The following is an 18,630-nucleotide window of genomic DNA, read 5'->3' on the forward strand; positions in this document are numbered from 1 at the left end:
TGTATAAAAAGTCCGAACCTAATGAAATATGAACAGTTCATGAAATAAATAATTATTATAATCTACAATATCCTGTACAAATGTACCATAACAAAATTAAATCCTAACTTCAAGTAAACAAGTTTGGCAGAGCAACTTTATTATGTATAATGACCCATTTAACCTTATTTTATGACGAGATTGGGTCTCATATCAAATAAACCAAAACTCACCAAAACCTTATAACAAAGCCAAATAAAAAAACTCGCCGTATAGACGAGTTCCTTTTCTTACATATATTTCTTTAATAGACCCCAAATTTTTTCTTTGCCTTCACCTGTCTCACTAGAAAAGAGCATTAGCTCATCCTCTTTTGCAAGCCCAAGTGTTTCGCGTGTTACTTTCAAATGCTTTTGCCATTTTCCTTTTGGAATCTTATCCGCTTTTGTCGCAATAATGATACATGGTAGTTCATAGTGCTTTAAAAACTCATACATCGAAATATCATCCTTCGTTGGCGGATGACGTAAATCAACAATCAAAATAGCAGCACGTAATTGTTCACGGGAAGTAAAATATGTTTCAATCATTTTCCCCCACGCTGCTCGCTCCGATTTGGACACTTTAGCATATCCATATCCCGGTACATCAACAAAATGCAGGGCATCGTTAATTAGGTAAAAGTTTAACGTTTGCGTTTTTCCAGGTTTAGAGGATGTACGCGCTAAATTTTTACGATTAATCATTTTATTAATAAAACTAGATTTCCCCACATTTGAACGACCTGCTAATGCAAATTCGGGAATCGGTTCACTTGGATATTGGTCAGGTTTAACGGCACTAATCACAATATCCGCACTTGTTACTTTCATTGAATGTCACCTGCCAACGCATGTTCTAATACTTGATCTACATGCGAAACAAGGACAAACTGCAAATCATTTCGAACACTTTCTGGAATATCATCAATATCTTTTTCATTATCTTGTGGAAGAATAATTTTCGTAATGCCTGCTCGGTGGGCCGCTAATGATTTTTCTTTTAAGCCGCCGATTGGAAGCACTCGTCCACGTAATGTAATTTCCCCTGTCATGCCTACCTCTTTTCTAATCGGGCGATTGGTCAACGCAGAAATAAGCGCTGTCGCCATCGTAATTCCTGCGGATGGTCCATCTTTTGGAACCGCTCCCTCAGGAACATGAATATGAATATCGTACTTTTCATTGAAGTCCGGATCAATATGAAGCTCTTCTGATTTGGCACGGACAAAACTGAATGCAGCTTGCGCAGATTCTTTCATCACATCACCTAGTTTTCCAGTTAAGACAAGCTTGCCTTTACCTGGAGATAACGAGACTTCAATTTGCAGCGTATCGCCGCCGACTGCTGTATACGCCAGACCCGTCGCCACACCAATTTGATCTTCCTCTTCCGCTTGCCCATAATGGAAAATGGTTTTCCCTAAAAATTCTTCTACATTTTTCTCGGAAACAATGACCCGCTTCCTCTCACCCGAAACAATAATTTTTGCTGTTTTTCGACAAACGCTTGCCAGTTGACGTTCTAGACTACGCACACCGGCTTCTCTTGTATAATAACGAATAATTTTGATTAAAGCATCTTCTCGAACTTGAAGCTGATTTTTTTGCAAGCCATGGTTTTCTAACTGTCGAACTAACAAATGATCTCTCGCAATATGCAGCTTCTCAATTTCCGTATACCCGGCAATTGTAATAATCTCCATCCGATCACGAAGAGGACCTGGAATCGTTGACAAATCATTGGCTGTCGCAATAAACATGACATCAGATAGATTATACGGTTCTTCTATATAATGATCGCTAAAATTATGATTTTGCTCTGGATCTAACACTTCGAGTAACGCGGCAGATGGATCACCGCGGAAGTCATTAGACATCTTATCAATTTCATCTAATAAAAAGACTGGATTAATCGTACCTGCCTTTTTCATTCCTTGAATAATTCGGCCCGGCATCGCACCTACATAGGTTCGGCGATGACCGCGAATCTCAGACTCATCGCGAACGCCCCCTAAAGAAATGCGCACAAAATTACGATTTAGCGAAGTCGCAATAGATCTAGCCAAGCTTGTTTTCCCAACTCCAGGAGGGCCTGCTAAACAGAGGATAGGGCCTTTTAATGAATGAGTTAACTGTTGAACAGCTAAGTATTCTAACACCCGTTCCTTTACTTTTTCCAATCCGTAATGGTCTTTGTTTAAAACCTTTTCAGCCTTCAAAATATTTAAATCGTCTTTTGTACTTTTAGACCAAGGAAGCGCAACTAACCAGTCAATGTAATTACGAATGACCGAGCTTTCCGCAGAACTAGCAGGAACCTTCTCATAACGATCAAGTTCTTTTAAAGCTGTTGTTTTCACCTGCTCAGGCATGCCAGCGGCTTCAATTTTCTCTGTGAGTTTAGCCACTTCACCGCCTTTACCTTCTTTGTCGCCCAGTTCTTTTTGAATGGCTTTCATTTGCTCACGAAGATAATATTCCTTTTGCGTACGTTCCATCGAACGCTTAACTCGTTGGCCGATTTTCTTCTCTAAATGAAGCACTTCTTTTTCATTGTGAATCATTTCAATTACACGACTTAAACGTTCCTTCACATTGGTCGTTTCAAGAATTTCTTGTTTATCTTTTAATTTTAACGGAAGATGTGATGCAATAATATCAGCAAGCCTTCCTGGTTCTTCGATATCTGCAGTAGAAGAGAATGTTTCACTCGTGATCTTCTTTGACATTTTTATGTATTGTTCAAAGTAATCAAGCAACGTACGCATTAAAGCCTGATGTTCTGCATCTTTCTCTTCATCATCTTCATATATTTTAATCTTGGCACCATAGTGTGTCTCATAATCATAAAATACATTGACTTCTGCTCGATTTAATCCTTCTACTAATACACGGATCGTTCCATTTGGCAGCTTCAGCATTTGCTTTACCTTCGTCAATGTACCTATTGGGTATAAATCCTCTTCACCCGGTTCATCAAGTGTGACATCTTGCTGCGTTGTTAAAAAAATGAGATGATCTTCCACCATTGCTTTCTCAAGAGCTTGTATTGATTTATCCCGACCGACATCCAAATGTAGAACCATCGTAGGATAAACAAGCAAGCCTCTAAGCGGCAGGAGGGGGACGATGATTTCTTTATCAGCCATTGCCTGACACCTCCATCAAAATTTCGCATCATCGTTGTATGTTTCTAACCTTTTCACAATTCTATCCTATTTGTGTAAAAGTGTCTATTTCTTGTTTAGTTTACCACTAGATACGCTCTTTTTATTATCCCCAAAAAAGGTGAAAAAAGCACGTTTAATTATAAAAATGAAAAACATTATTATACCTATAACAAACCCCGGTACTATAAAACCGGGGCATTCCCTTTATACACTTTCCTTTTTACTTAAATTCAATGTAGAAAGTAATTGATCAGGTATCACGTCTTTTTTCAGAGATCGTTCGAACACTTCCTGGACTTTAGTAACAGGTACAATCTCAATATCTTTAATTTCCTTTAGAAGCGGCTGCATATTATCAGCTGGAATAATGACCGTTTTCGCTCCGGCTAATTGAGCCGCTTTAATTTTCGGAATCACGCCACCAATTGGTCTTACACCACCGTGAATGCCTATTTCGCCTGTCATCGCCACCGTATGATCGACAGGAATTTTATAAATGGCTGAATAAATCCCGGTCGCCATAGCAATCCCTGCAGATGGTCCGTCTACAGGAGTCCCGCCAGGAAAATTCACATGAATATCAAATTGATCAGCTGGAACACCCATTGAGCGTAATACTGTAATTACATTTTCAATTGAACCCTTGGCCATACTTTTACGTCGAATTGATTTTCCATTGCCCCCAATGCTTTCCTCTTCGACAATTCCAGTAATGGTAATGGCTCCTTTTTCACTCATCGCCGGCATTACCGTCACTTCAATTTCAAGCAACGCTCCGCTATTTGCTCCATATACAGCCAGCCCATTGACAAACCCAACTTGCGGCTTTGAATCAATTTTCCGATCCATCCGCTGCGTTAACTGGCTGCTATGAGCCATCCAATCAATATCCTCCTCTTTAATATAAGACCGATTTTCATTAATGGAAATACTCGCAAGCGTTTGCACCATATTTACCGCTTCACGACCATTACGAGCGTATTCCGCAATCAGTTGTAAACCTTTCTCACTGATAGTCACGTTTACTCGGTCGGTTGCTTTTTTAACAACCTCTATAATTTCATCGCGGTCGAGTTCGCGAAAAAACACTTCCATGCATCTAGAACGAATAGCGGGAGGAATCTCATTTGGTGTTCGAGTTGTGGCTCCAACCAACCGGAAGTCAGCAGGTAAACCGTTTTTAAAAATATCATGAATATGAGTAGGAATATTTGTATTATCTTCTTGATAATATGCGCTTTCTAAAAATACTTTCCGATCCTCTAACACTTTTAACAACTTGTTCATTTGAATCGAGTGGAGCTCCCCAATTTCATCAATAAATAACACTCCGCCATGCGCATTTGTTACCGCTCCCTGTTTGGGTTGCGGAATACCAGCCTGGCCCATCGCCCCTGCTCCTTGATAAATCGGGTCATGAACAGAACCAATCAGTGGATCAGCAATACCTCGTTCATCAAAACGAGCTGTTGTTGCATCTAATTCAACAAATACTGCTGACTTTCTAAACGGTGATTTCCCATTTTTTTTTGCTTCTTCTAGTACAAGTCGTGCAGCTGCGGTCTTCCCTACACCAGGTGGTCCATAAATAATAACATGCTGTGGATTTGGTCCGCATAATGCTGCTCTTAATGATTTGATTCCATCTTCCTGTCCAACAATATCATCAAATGACTGCGGTCTTACCTTTTCTGCTAATGGCTCCGTTAATTGAATCGCTCTCATTGAACGCAATTGATCCATTTCTTTTTTAGAATCACGATCAATCGACACCTTTTGTGTACGCTGTCCTTTTAATAAATTCAAAAAATATAACCCAATGATTACACCAAAAAACAGTTGAATAAACAATGCCAATCCTGTCCAGCTCATCATTTTCCCTCCTGCGCTCACCATGTTTGTCTTATGTGGTAGTATCTCCTATCATAAGTTGAAATCATTCATAGTTTCCTTCATGAAAAATTTGGTTGTCTTACAGGAGGGCTGGCTATTTCATTAAAAACAAAAGAGACGAGCCTAGACAGAAACACCTGTCTAGCTCATCTCTTTTTAAAGAAACATATTAAGCAGATTGGCCTTGAATTGTTGTACCATCTTTCAGAACCAATTTCGGAGATTCATTTTCTGTAATCGCCCCTGCTGTAATAATACATTTAGATACATCATCACGTGAAGGAAGATCGAACATCACATCAAGGATAATCCCTTCGATGATGGAACGTAATCCACGGGCACCTGTTTTACGTTCAATTGCTTTTTTAGCAATTTCATTTAGTGCTTCCGGTTCGAATTCCAATTCAATATCATCAAGTTCTAATAATTTTTGATATTGTTTCACTAATGCATTTTTCGGTTTTGTTAAAATTTCAATAAGTGCCGCCTCATCCAATTGCTCTAACGTCGCAATAACTGGAAGACGACCGATAAACTCTGGAATTAAACCGAAACGAAGTAAGTCTTCAGGAAGAACTTTTGAAAGCAGCTCTTTTTCTGCTACTTCATCTTTTTTCGTCTCTGCACCAAAACCAATTACTTTTTGACCTAGACGACGTTTGATAATCGGTTCGATGCCATCGAAAGCTCCACCACAAATAAACAAAATATTTGTAGTATCAATTTGAATAAATTCTTGATGAGGGTGCTTACGTCCACCTTGTGGAGGAACGCTTGCTACAGTTCCTTCAAGAATTTTTAATAGTGCTTGCTGAACCCCTTCACCTGAAACATCACGTGTAATCGATGGGTTTTCAGATTTACGAGCTACTTTATCGATTTCATCGATGTAGATAATTCCTTTTTCTGCTTTCTCAACGTCATAATCTGCTGCTTGGATTAGTTTTAACAAAATATTTTCAACATCTTCCCCTACGTAACCAGCCTCTGTTAGAGACGTCGCGTCAGCAATAGCAAAAGGAACGTTTAGTAAACGCGCTAAAGTTTGGGCAAGTAATGTTTTCCCACTACCAGTTGGTCCAATAAGCGCGATATTACTTTTTGAAAGCTCTACATCGTCTACTTTACTATTAGAATTAATTCGTTTGTAGTGATTATATACAGCAACCGCTAAAGACTTCTTCGCTTGTTCTTGTCCGATGACATATTCATCAAGAATATTGCAAATCTCTTTTGGTTTTGGAACATCGCGGAATTCTACTTCTTCTTCAGTACCTAGCTCCTCTTCCACGATTTCTGTACAAAGTTCAATACATTCATCACAAATATATACACCTGGACCGGCTACCAGCTTACGAACTTGTTCTTGAGTTTTCCCACAAAAAGAACATTTTAATTGTCCCTTTTCATCATTAAATTTAAACATGAACGTTCACCCCTCTTGAATACTATTCCTACTCTATTCATCTTAAAGGCATGTTTCTTTCTTCGTAAGAAACGCCTAAATAAGCACTTTCATTGCAATTAAATAGTATGAATTGCATTGTAACACGTTCTTGAAAGTTTGGTAACAAAAATGCTTACACGATAGTAGGTTGTCCGATACACAAAGCACTGCTCTTTTTACTATGTATGTTACTTTCTTTAGTATGCCCTAACTTACCAATTTTAAAAAAAAGGATTTACTGTATAAATATGTATATGTGTTATTAGAATTAATCTACACTGAATTCTAAAAAAAAGCAATCAAGAAGTGTTCTATAAATGATAAAAAATCAAGATATGTATAAAACAAGGCACGAAATGCTCGCGCCTTGTTTCTTTAAGAAAACTATATTTTTTTAAAGCTGCTATTATTTAGCTTCTACTGTTTTGCTGTTTTCAACTAAGAAATCAATAGCTTTTTTAATTTGTAGATCGCCTTTAATTGCATCTAAGTTTCCAAGAGCTTTTTTGATTGCGTCTACTTCCATATTGTACATTGAAGCCATTTTAGCTAATTCAGCTTCTACGTCTTCTTCTGTCGCTTCAAGTTTCTCAGCTTCAGCAATTGCTTCAAGCACTAAGCTTGTGCGAACTTGACCTTCTGCTTCTTCTTTCATTTGGCCTTTTAACGCCGCTTCGTCTTGACCAGAGAATTGGAAGTACAATTCTAAGTTCAATCCTTGTTGTTGTAAGCGTCCAGCAAAATCTTGCATCATGCGATCTACTTCGTTAGAAACCATTACTTCAGGAAGATCGATTTGAGCACCTTCAACCGCTTGACCAATTACAGCATTTTGGATGAAGTGTTCTTCTTCATGCTTTTTGTCATGCTCTAATTTAGCTTTTGTTTTTTCTCTAAGTTCTGCAATAGTTTCTACTTCATCATCAATATCTTTCGCGAATTCATCGTCTAATTCAGGAAGTTGTTTCGCTTTGATTTCGTGAACTTTTACTTTGAATACAGCTGGTTTACCAGCAAGCTCTGCAGCGTGGTACTCTTCTGGGAATGTTACTTCAACGTCTTTCTCAGCACCTGCTTCAAGACCGATTAGTTGATCTTCGAATCCTGGGATGAAAGAGTTAGAACCAAGCTCTAAAGAATAGTTTTCACCTTTTCCACCTTCGAATGCTTCACCATCAACGAATCCTTCGAAGTCAATTACAACTGTATCACCTGCAACTGCTGCGCCTTCTTCTTTCACAACTAGCTCAGCTTGACGCTCTTGTTGCTTTTTCAATTCAGCTTCTACATCTTCATCTGTAACTGTTGTATCAAACTTTTCTACTTCAAGTCCTTTATAGTTACCTAATTTCACTTCAGGTTTTACTGTTACAGTAGCTGTGAAAATAAGGTTTTCACCTTTTTCCATTTTCTCAATGTCGATTTCTGGACGATCTACAGGTGAAATTCCTGCTTCTTCGACAGCATTTGCATAAGCTTCTGGAAGAATTTCGTCAAGAGCATCTTGGTATAAAGATTCTACACCGAATTTCTTTTCAAATAATGGACGAGGCATTTTCCCTTTACGGAAGCCAGGTACGTTTACTTGCTTTACTACTTTTTTGAACGCTTTGTCTAAACCAGCGTTTACTGTTGCTGCGTCTACTTCAACCGTTAAAACTCCAACGTTTCCTTCTTGCTTTTCCCATTTAACAGACATGTGTTTCCCTCCAAAAATCTATATACGTCAAGAATAAGCATGGATGAATCTGCTTTGCAATTCTTAACAAGTCATCCCTCAAATATACCCAAATTATTTGGATATTCCCGTTTTTTTGTACGAGCGTATAGTACAACCACTACATTATACCACAGCTTCCTCTTCTTTCAACAGCAATAGGTTAAATAATGGGATAAGAAATTCCTTCAATTTCTTTTAAGTAATCCAAACATTCTTTTACAACTTGTTCTTCTGCTTCATAAATAAGAGCAATTCGCTCACAAAAGTCTTTTCCTGTCATATACTGTTCTGCTAAAGCATGGTAAGCTGCTGCAATGGTCGCACCATCTTGCTCAAGTTCAAATGGATATAACAAAAAGCTGTGCCTTTCCAGCAAACTATGTACTATTTCGAACAAGCTCGGATTTTTTTGTGCCAATTTTTGTTCTGCCAAATCCCATACTTTTTTAAAAAAAGGATACTCTTTCAAATTCGGTAAATGAGCTGGAATCAAAGAAGAGACTTGTGAAAACTTCCTTACTTCCACGGCTTGTGTATAGTCCTGCTCTTTTAATATATTCAACAGCATTGTTTTAAAGAAAGGATGATTCGCTTCCTCTTGCATAAATTGTTGAATATCATCGATAAATGGACGCACATTCATCTGTGAAAGCATATTAATTGTATTAAGCAATTGTTGTTCATTTTTCCCATTAAACAAAGGCTCTTGTTGAAGCTGTTGCTGTAATTGACTTTCATGCTGCTCCGCTTCCATCTCTCTTTCTTCTAATGCCCGTTTGCTGAAGGAAAGCATCTGCTCAAACTGTTCCATTTTATCAAATGGGACTTGATGCTCTTGAAACAATAGCTCAATCATCTCTACGATATCCTCATGCTCCCCTAATTGCACAAGCACCATCAAGTACATATTCGTAATTTGAAAATAGTCACCAATCCCTTGATGCAATAATTCCTTACATAATTGTTTAGCTTCTTTATAATCTTGGAGCTCGATTAACGAAACGAGCAATCCTACATTCCCTTCAGCGTGTTCCTGATCTAATTCCCTCGCTTGGCTAAATAATTCGGCTGCCTGCTTATACCGTTTATTTTCTAGCGCCTCCGTCCCCTTCATAACTAAGCGATGATGTAAATTAGGAAACAGGACCACATTATTTCCATCTTTTTTCTCATTCATTAACCATTCCGCCTCACCGTTCATTTTTGAACATCAGTGTAGCATGGAATGAAACGATTTTCAAAAAAAATCCCGTATGACTCAAAGAAACCGAGACCATACAGGATAAAATTTTCTGCCCAATGTCTCTTCTAAATTAAATAGAAGAGATTGGCATTTTTTGTTGCTCATAGCTTTTAATTTGTTCTTCGTATTGCTCAGTAATGGAAATTTCATCCCACCCATTAATAAGCATTTCTTTCCAGTATGGATGGAATTCAAATTCAGCTTCAAACCCTGATTGATCAAAAAGCTTTTGGTTTGGAAGATCAATAGTTAATTCATAGCCAGGTTCTACACCTTTTTTCATTAACTCAGCCACTTGCTCTTCTGTTAAAACAATCGGAACAATCCCATTCTTCATGCAATTGTTTCTAAAAATATCAGCAAAAGAAGGAGCAATTACAATATTAAAACCATAATCAAGTAAAGCCCATGGTGCATGCTCACGAGAAGAACCGCAACCGAAGTTTTCGCCTGCAATTAAAATAGACGCACCTTTATTTTGCTCTTGATTTAGTTCAAAATCTGCACGATCATTTCCTTCTTCATCAAAACGCCAGTTAAAAAATAAAAATTGACCAAATCCGCTACGCTCAATTCGTTTTAAAAATTGCTTTGGAATAATTTGATCTGTATCTACATTTTTACGGTCCATAACCGCTGCTTTTCCTGTAAAAACCTTAATCGGTTCCATCTTCGGCACCTCCATTTATATATTAATATTTAATGAGCTCCTACAGTTGGAGCTTCCCATGTTCTAATATCAACAAACTTTCCAGTAATAGCCGCTGCTACAGCCATCGCAGGGCTAACTAAGTGCGTACGTGCGCCTGCTCCTTGACGACCTTCAAAATTTCGGTTAGAAGTAGAAGCACAATGCTCTCCAGCTGGTACTCCGTCTGGATTCATACCTAAGCACATACTACAGCCAGAATCACGCCATTCAAAGCCAGCTGCTTTGAAAATCTGATCTAACCCTTCTTCTTCAGCTTGTTTTTTCACATTTTGTGAACCAGGTACAACCATAGCACGAACACCTTGATGAACTTTTTGACCTTCAAGCATAGACGCAGCTTGGCGTAAATCCTCAATACGAGAGTTTGTGCATGAGCCGATAAACACATGCTGTACTTCGATATCTGTAATTGCTTGACCTTCTTTAAGTCCCATATATTGAAGTGCATTTTTCAACTCTACAGAATCAAACGCTCCATCTGATTCACTCGGAATCATTGCATCTACACCGCTTGCCATTCCAGGGTTTGTACCCCAGCTAACCATCGGTGGAATAGCGCTGCCATCTAACACAATTTCGCGGTCATATACAGCATCTTCATCACTAGCTAATGACTTCCAATCTTCTACCGCACGATCAAATTCTTCGCCTTTTGGTGCATATTTTCTGCCTTTCATGTAAGAGAACGTCGTTTCATCAGGAGCTACTAAACCAGCTCTTGCTCCACCTTCAATCGACATATTACATACCGTCATTCTCTCTTCCATCGACATATTCTCGAATACTTCGCCACAATACTCGATAATATAACCTGTTCCAAAATCTACACCAAATTTAGAAATAATGTATAAAATAACATCCTTTGCATTAACACCTTTACCTAACTGACCATTTACTTCAAGCTTTAACGTCTTTGGCTTCGTTTGCCATAATGTTTGTGTCGCTAATACGTGCTCCACTTCACTCGTTCCAATTCCAAATGCAATCGAACCGAATGCGCCGTGAGTAGACGTATGGCTATCACCACATACGATGGTCATACCAGGTTGTGTAAGACCTAATTCTGGTCCAATAACGTGAACAATCCCTTGTTCAGGGCTGTCCAAATCCGCTAGACGAATCCCAAACTCTTTACAATTTTGTTCAAGAGCAGACAATTGCTTTTGAGCAATTTCATCTTGAATGAAATAACGATTAATTGTTGGAACATTGTGATCCATTGTCGCAAATGTACGATCCGGTCTTCTTACTTTACGCCCCTTTAATCTAAGCCCTTCAAAAGCTTGTGGCGATGTTACTTCATGAATAAATTGTAGGTCGATATATAATAAATCTGGTTTATTCTCCTCAGCTGCTACAATGTGACGCTCCCATATTTTTTCAATAATGGACTTTCCCATCTTGTTCCACCTCAATCATTTTAGATTTTTTAAGAAAAGCGCAAGCGTTGGAGAGCTAGAAGATGAAGTCGATTTTTAACTTAATCGACTGAGTAAACTGCAACTCGACAGGCTATACGCTTACACTGAACACCGAAACATCTCGAAATCTTTATACTTCTTAACTTTTAAAAAACACGACCTACTAAGAAGGCCGTGTCTAAAAACAGCTGTTATACACGTGCTCCTGTAACGTTAGAAGTCGCCTCTTGATCTAACAGAACTGTTTTAATTTCAGCAACCATTTCACTCGTCGATAACTTCGTTGATTGCTCATCTGCAATATCACCTGTTCTAAAACCTTTTTCAAGCACTGCTTCAACGGCTTGTTCCACCGCAGTTGCTTCAGCTTCTAGACCAAATGATAAGCGTAACAGCGATGCAGCAGATAAGATTGTCGCAATCGGATTTGCTAAATTCTGCCCTGCAATATCAGGAGCTGAACCATGAATTGGTTCGTACAGATTTGGTCCATTTGTTGAAATAGAAGCCGATGGAAGCATTCCTAGCGATCCAGTAAGAACGGATGCTTCATCACTTAAAATGTCGCCGAATAAGTTTTCTGTTACGACAACATCAAATTGTTTTGGGTTACGAATAAGTTGCATCGCTGCATTGTCCACAAGCATATGCTCTAACGTCACATCTGGATATTCTTTCGCAATTTCCTCAGCTGTTTCACGCCACATTCTGCTTGATTCTAATACATTCGCTTTATCAACCGATGTTACTTTCTTTGTTCTATTGCTAGCTAATTCAAAAGCTAGTTTAATAATGCGGTGCATTTCTTCCTTTGTATAGAAAAGCGTATCGACTACAGCATCTTTACCTTCTCGTGTCACTCGTTCACTTGGTTTCCCAAAGTATAGGCCGCCCGTTAATTCACGAACGATAACAAAATCGGCACCTTCAATTAATTCTTTTTTAAGAGGAGAAGCTTCCGATAAACTCGAATAATAGCTGATTGGTCGAAGATTCGCATATAGATTAAGCTCTTTACGAATTTTTAATAGACCGCGTTCTGGGCGGATATCGACAGGATGGTTATCCCATTTTGGTCCACCAACTGCCCCTAATAATACAGCGTCACTTTTCCGACAAATTTCGACTGTTTCATCTGGTAGAGGTGATCCTGTATTATCTATCGCTCCGCCACCAATTTCACCGTATTGAAATTCGAATTCGTGTCCAAATTTTTGAGCAACAACTTCGAGTATTTCTACAGCTCCTTTTGTTACTTCTTTTCCAATGCCATCGCCTGGCAACACAGCTATATTCCCTTTCATCGAAAACTCCCCTTCCTAAAACCATTGAAATATTTCTTCCATTGAATAGGCAAGCACCCGTACATAATGAAGGGCGCTTGCGCTTTGTTTATCTTGTTTAGCTGCACCGGCTAGCTGAACGAGCCGGCTCCGCTTTTCTTATTAATTCGGTACTTTTTCTTCTAATTCTTTCATAATAATCACGCGATTCACCGCGTTTAAATATGCTTTAGCAGACGCTTCTAATACGTCCTGATCTAAACCGCGGCCACTTGTTTCAACACCTTGGTAGTTCATCTTTACATATACTTGTGCTAACGCATCCATACCACCGCCAACGGATTGAATTCGATAATCTTCTAACTCAATTTCGCCGCCTAGGCATCTTTCAAGTGTATTATAAAGAGCTTCAACACTACCTGCTCCCGTTGCAGCTTCTTGGATTGTTTCTTCCTCACCTTTTTTCAAGGTAACCGTAGCTGTTGGAATTTGATTTGTGCCGTGTGAAATTTGCATAGATACTAAATCATAAGCGATGCTGGCTGTTGCTTTTTCCTCTAAAACAAGAGCAACTAAGTCTTCATCTGTCATTTGTTTCTTCTTATCCGCTAGCTCTTTGAATTGAACGAATAGACGATTCATTTCTTCTTCACTTACTTGGAAGTTCAACTCTTGTAATCGTTCTTTAAAAGCATGTCGGCCAGAGTGTTTACCTAAAACAAGCGAGTTCGAGGACACACCAACAAGTTCTGGAGAAATGATTTCATATGTTGTTTTTTCCTTTAAGACGCCATCTTGGTGAATACCAGATTCATGTGCATAAGCGTTTGCACCGATGACTGCCTTATTCGGCGGAACCGTCATTGCTGTTAAACGGCTTACTAAATCACTCGTTCTTTTAATTTCATTAAGCGTTAAACGCGTTTGTGCTTGATAATAGTCTTGGCGAATACGAAGCGCAACAGCTACTTCTTCAAGAGCTGCGTTACCAGCACGTTCACCAATTCCATTAATCGTACCTTCTACTTGCGTTGCGCCGCCTTCAATGGCCGCTAGAGAGTTGGCTGTCGCCATTCCTAGATCGTCATGGCAGTGAGAAGATAGGCTCACTTTATCAATAGAAGGAACATGTTCACATAAGTAATGGAAAATGTTACCATATTCAATTGGCGTTGCATAACCTACTGTATCTGGAATATTAATAACTTTTGCACCCGCTTGGATTACCGCCTCAACAATTTCAGCTAAATAATCTAACTCTGTGCGGCTCGCATCTTCAGCTGACCATTGTACGATTGGGAAACGTTCTGAAGCGTATTTAACCATCGCTACAGCGCGCTCAACGACTTGTTCCTTTGTCATTTTCAACTTGTACTCACGATGGATTGGTGAAGTAGCGATGAATGTATGCAAACGAGGTTGTGCTCCATCCTTTAAAGCATCCCACGCAGCGTCAATATCGCCTTTGACCGCACGCGCCAGCCCTGTAACAGAGCTGTTTTTAATGCGGCGCGCGATTTCTTGAACGGAATTAAAGTCACCTTTGGAAGCGGCTGGAAATCCCGCCTCCATAATGTCTACACCTAAACGTTCAAGCTGATAAGCAATTTCGATTTTTTCCGAAAAATTCAAATTGACACCGGCAGATTGTTCGCCATCACGTAATGTTGTGTCAAAAATATTAATTTTTCGCAACAGCTACCACTTCTTTCTCCTGTTGTTGTGGTTTAACAAATGGCATCATTTTACGTAGTTCACGACCTACTACTTCGATTGGATGTTCGTTCTCTTGACGGTTGATTGCATTGAATACTGGACGGTTAGCTTGGTTTTCTAAGATCCAACCTTTTGCAAATTCACCATCTTGGATATCTTTTAATACAGCTTTCATCGCTTGTTTAGAAGCTTCTGTTACAACGCGTGGTCCAGAAACGAAGTCTCCCCATTGTGCTGTATCAGAGATTGAGTAACGCATGTTTTCCATTCCGCCTTCATACATAAGGTCGATGATTAATTTTAATTCATGTAAACATTCGAAGTAAGCAACTTCTGGTTGGTACCCAGCTTCTGTTAATGTTTCGAAACCAGCTTTTACAAGAGAAGTTAAGCCACCGCAAAGAACTGCTTGCTCTCCGAATAAATCTGTTTCTGTTTCTTCTTTAAATGTTGTTTCAAGACCACCTGCACGTAAAGAACCGATGCCGCGAGCATAAGCAAGTGCTAATTCTTTCGCTGTACCTGTTACGTCTTGGTAGATTGCGAATAGAGCTGGAACACCTGCGCCTTCAGTATATGTACGGCGTACAAGATGTCCTGGACCTTTTGGTGCTACTAATAATACGTCTACGTCAGCTGGTGGAACGATTTGGCTGAAGTGAACATTGAATCCGTGTGCGAACATTAGAGCTTTACCAGCAGTTAGAGCAGGTTGGATTTCTTCTTGGTATACTTTTGGTTGAGTTTCATCTGGAAGCAAGTTCATGATTACGTCTGCTTGCTCAGCTGCTTCTTTAACTGAAAATACTTGGAAACCATCTTCTTTTGCTTTTTCAGCAGATTTTCCTGGACGGATTCCGATAATTACGTCTACACCGCTCTCGCGAAGGTTTTGTGCATGTGCGTGTCCTTGTGAACCGTAACCAACGATTGCTACTTTTTTACCATTGAAGAAATTTTCGTTTGCCTCTGCGTTATAATATACTTTTGCCATAATTAATACATCTCCCTTTTCTTTTCTAAAGTTAGTTTTTTAGTTTTTAGTTGATTCATTTATTAAATTAAACAATCGTTTGGGCCTTGCTGCTTTTGCTATTGGCTAACTGCATTCCGCGTGGGAAAGCAGCAGTTCCTGTTCGAGCTAACTCTTTGATGCCGTATGGCTTAATTAGTTCAATAAAAGCTTCAATCTTATCAGACTCACCTGTAATTTGAACCGTTAAGCTATCTTTACTTACATCAATAACAGAAGCACGGAAAGGTTCAATAACAGCATATATTTCGGCTCGCGTTTGACTTGTCACTTGAACTTTGATCAGTGCCAATTCGCGCGCAACGATTGCTTGATTACTAATATCATTTACTTTTAATACATCGATTTGTTTATGAAGCTGCTTTGTCATTTGTTCGATAACTGTTTCATCATCTACTTGAACAACGACGGTGATTCTTGAAACCCCTTCTTGCTCAGAAGAACCAACCGTGATGCTTTCAATGTTGTAATTTCTTTTTGTAAACAGGTTCGTAATCCGATTAAGAACTCCTGGCCTATTGTTTACAGTAAGAGTAAGAATTCCTTTCATGATTACACTCCTTCCATTTCATGGAGAGCTTTTCCTGCTGCTACCATCGGATACACATTTTCTTCTGGTTTGACACGGAAATCGATTAATACAGGACCATCGATTGCCAATGCTTCCTCAATGCGCGCGCTTGCTTCTTCTTCCGTACTTACTGAAAAGCCAGGAATACCATAAGCATCTGCTAATTTCACAAAATCAGGCTGTGATTGGAATACACTATGTGAATAACGCTTCTCGTAGAAAAGTTCTTGCCATTGTCTAACCATTCCTAAAACTCCATTATTAAGAATGATGATTTTAACCGGTAAGTTTCTTTCTGCGATTACGCCTAATTCTTGACTGCACATTTGGAAACCACCATCACCTGAAATGGAAAGTACAGTAGCCTCAGGATTTGCAAGCTGTGCACCAAGTGCTGAAGGTAAACCAAAGCCCATTGTGCCAAGTCCACCGGAAGTAACCCATGAATTCGGTTTATTAAAGCGATAGTATTGCGCTGCCCACATTTGATGTTGACCGACATCCGTTGTCACGATAGCTTCTCCATTGGTTTTTTCATGAAGAAGTTCAATCACTCGTTGCGGCATTAAATATTCATCAGATGACGTATAGCGCAATGGAAATTCTTTATTCCACTTAGCAAGTTGATTCATCCACTCAGTAATTTCAGGTTTTTTACCATTTTGAGCAACTAACTCTGCCAATGCTTCTTTTGCATCACCAACAACCGGGATTTTTGTTGGAACGTTTTTCCCAATTTCAGCTGGATCAATATCGATATGAGCAACGGTTGCATTCGGTGCAAAGTCTGAAAGTCTACCTGTTAAGCGATCGTCAAATCGAGCGCCGATATTGACGAGTAAATCACATTCTGATAAAGCCATATTAGCTGCATAACATCCGTGCATGCCGGCAAGCCCAACGTACTGTGCATGATTTGCCGGGAATCCGCCAAGTCCAAGTAAAGTATGAACGATTGGAAGACCTTGTTGTTCTGCATATTCTAATAGTTGGTCAGCTGCTTTCGAATGAAGAACACCTGCTCCTGCAAGAATGACTGGCTTTTTAGCACCGCTCACCGCCTCAACCAACTTGCGAATTTGCAAATAATTCGGTTTCGTTGTTGGCTGATAACCTGGAAGATCCATTTCAGGGTCTAAGTGTGAAATCGCTTCTCCAACGGCCATATCCTTCGGAATATCAATTAATACAGGACCTGGACGGCCAGTTGATGCGATATAAAAAGCTTCTTTAATAATCCGTGGAAAATCTTTAGGATCTCTCACTTGATAATTATGTTTAGTAATCGGAGTCGTAATTCCAAGAATATCCGCCTCTTGGAACGCATCGGAACCAATCAATCCTGTAGCCACTTGCCCTGTAAAAACAACCAACGGTAAAGAGTCAATCATAGCATCCGCTAAACCTGTTACAATATTCGTTGCACCAGGTCCTGATGTTACGATTACTACGCCCGGTTTACCCGTAATTCTCGCATACCCTTCTGCTGCATGAATTGCGCCCTGCTCATGCCTTGTTAAAACATGGAACAATCCTGAATTATATAGTTTATCGTAAATTGGTAATGCGGCACCGCCAGGATAGCCGAAAATAACATCTACATTTTCCCTTTTCAATGCTTCTGTTAAAAATTCAGCACCAGTGTACTTTACTTGCTCACTCTTCCTGCCAGCTGCTACAGTCTTCTGCGTCATACGAATAGTCCCCTCCATTTTCTTTTTGAATATTTTGACATTTCAGCTATTTCTAAATATAAAAAAACCTCTCCCATCCCAATTCGCTTGCATATAGCAAACCAAAGGGGTGAAAGAGGCTATTTGGCCTATCCACGGTACCACCCTTTTTCGTACAAAACTTTCTGTACGCACTTTCTTGTTTTGATAACGGGTGCTGGTTTTGCACCCGTTCAGTTCTACTAGTTGACCGTTCAAACTGAAACTCCAAGGTGAGTTCATCTCTCGGGACAATACCGGCTCTCAGCAAATACCGGCTCTCTGTGACTGTCTAACGAAGGACTACTTATCCTCTTCAATGTTTTACACATAATTTATATTTTCAAAGTTTTTTTAAAATTTGTTATGTTGTATTTGTCGTAATAATACGCTGATTTTAAGAAGGAGTCAACAGGTTTTTTAAGAATTGTTTGATAATTCTAATTCATCACTTTTCTGTATACGCTTACATCCGCGTTATTATCTTATTTTCCTACAAAAATTTTATTTTATAAAAAAAAACTAATTAAAAAATGCGATTCTTAATACATAAACAATTTATTCCATATTATTTTCCAATCAGCTCATCAACTACTAATTTATTAGTTTTTTGGAATAAAATTACCAAAAAAACTCAGAACAACATATGTCTTTGTTCAAAGAGCTCCTTAAAAAACTGAGAGCGAAAC

At 39.2% G+C, this 18,630-nt stretch carries 13 protein-coding genes and 1 other annotated feature; all 13 genes read right to left on the bottom strand.

Going from position 1 to position 18,630, the window contains the following annotated elements; translation table 11 throughout:
• Positions 1-269: 269 nt before the first annotated feature.
• The gene (gene yihA, locus V7068_RS12340) at positions 270-851 is read right to left on the bottom strand and encodes a ribosome biogenesis GTP-binding protein YihA/YsxC (RefSeq protein WP_499713044.1); all 582 of its coding nucleotides are present in this window, start codon (positions 849-851) and stop codon (positions 270-272) included.
• Positions 848-3,169 (bottom strand): endopeptidase La, encoded by a 2,322-nt coding sequence (gene lon / locus V7068_RS12345; RefSeq protein ID WP_499713045.1) that lies wholly within the window; start codon positions 3,167-3,169, stop codon positions 848-850. Before lon ends, yihA begins: the two co-directional genes overlap by 4 nt.
• Before the next feature lie 225 nt (positions 3,170-3,394).
• A complete protein-coding gene (gene lonB, locus V7068_RS12350; RefSeq protein ID WP_499713046.1) occupies positions 3,395-5,062 on the bottom strand; it encodes an ATP-dependent protease LonB in 1,668 nt (555 codons plus the stop codon).
• A 190-nt stretch (positions 5,063-5,252) separates the two neighbouring features.
• On the bottom strand, positions 5,253-6,509 hold the full coding sequence (clpX, locus tag V7068_RS12355) for an ATP-dependent protease ATP-binding subunit ClpX (RefSeq protein WP_252286920.1): 1,257 nt from the start codon (positions 6,507-6,509) through the stop codon (positions 5,253-5,255).
• A gap of 427 nt (positions 6,510-6,936) precedes the next feature.
• Complete coding sequence (gene tig / locus V7068_RS12360) at positions 6,937-8,229, bottom strand: trigger factor (protein WP_499713047.1); 1,293 nt, start codon at positions 8,227-8,229, stop codon at positions 6,937-6,939.
• A 181-nt stretch (positions 8,230-8,410) separates the two neighbouring features.
• Positions 8,411-9,427, bottom strand: coding sequence for a tetratricopeptide repeat protein (locus tag V7068_RS12365; protein WP_499713048.1), 1,017 nt, complete (start codon positions 9,425-9,427; stop codon positions 8,411-8,413).
• A gap of 136 nt (positions 9,428-9,563) precedes the next feature.
• On the bottom strand, positions 9,564-10,163 hold the full coding sequence (gene leuD / locus V7068_RS12370; protein WP_252286924.1) for a 3-isopropylmalate dehydratase small subunit: 600 nt from the start codon (positions 10,161-10,163) through the stop codon (positions 9,564-9,566).
• A 29-nt stretch (positions 10,164-10,192) separates the two neighbouring features.
• The gene (gene leuC, locus V7068_RS12375) at positions 10,193-11,605 is read right to left on the bottom strand and encodes a 3-isopropylmalate dehydratase large subunit (protein WP_499713049.1); all 1,413 of its coding nucleotides are present in this window, start codon (positions 11,603-11,605) and stop codon (positions 10,193-10,195) included.
• 212 nt (positions 11,606-11,817) lie between these two features.
• Entirely contained in the window at positions 11,818-12,930 is a 1,113-nt protein-coding gene (gene leuB / locus V7068_RS12380) for a 3-isopropylmalate dehydrogenase (protein WP_252286926.1), read from the bottom strand.
• Positions 12,931-13,071: 141 nt separating this feature from the next.
• Positions 13,072-14,604: a 2-isopropylmalate synthase gene (locus tag V7068_RS12385; RefSeq protein ID WP_499713050.1), complete on the bottom strand. Its 1,533-nt coding sequence runs from the start codon at positions 14,602-14,604 to the stop codon at positions 13,072-13,074.
• Complete coding sequence (gene ilvC, locus V7068_RS12390; RefSeq protein WP_127761554.1) at positions 14,591-15,619, bottom strand: ketol-acid reductoisomerase; 1,029 nt, start codon at positions 15,617-15,619, stop codon at positions 14,591-14,593. Before ilvC ends, V7068_RS12385 begins: the two co-directional genes overlap by 14 nt.
• A gap of 67 nt (positions 15,620-15,686) precedes the next feature.
• Entirely contained in the window at positions 15,687-16,208 is a 522-nt protein-coding gene (gene ilvN / locus V7068_RS12395; RefSeq protein WP_499713051.1) for an acetolactate synthase small subunit, read from the bottom strand.
• A 2-nt stretch (positions 16,209-16,210) separates the two neighbouring features.
• Complete coding sequence (ilvB, locus tag V7068_RS12400; RefSeq protein ID WP_499713052.1) at positions 16,211-17,923, bottom strand: acetolactate synthase large subunit; 1,713 nt, start codon at positions 17,921-17,923, stop codon at positions 16,211-16,213.
• 102 nt (positions 17,924-18,025) lie between these two features.
• Positions 18,026-18,270, bottom strand: a binding site (T-box leader).
• Positions 18,271-18,630: the final 360 nt, after the last annotated feature.

Source organism: Bacillus sp. JJ634 (assembly GCF_036962285.1).
Classification (GTDB): domain Bacteria; phylum Bacillota; class Bacilli; order Bacillales; family DSM-1321; genus Peribacillus; species Peribacillus asahii_A.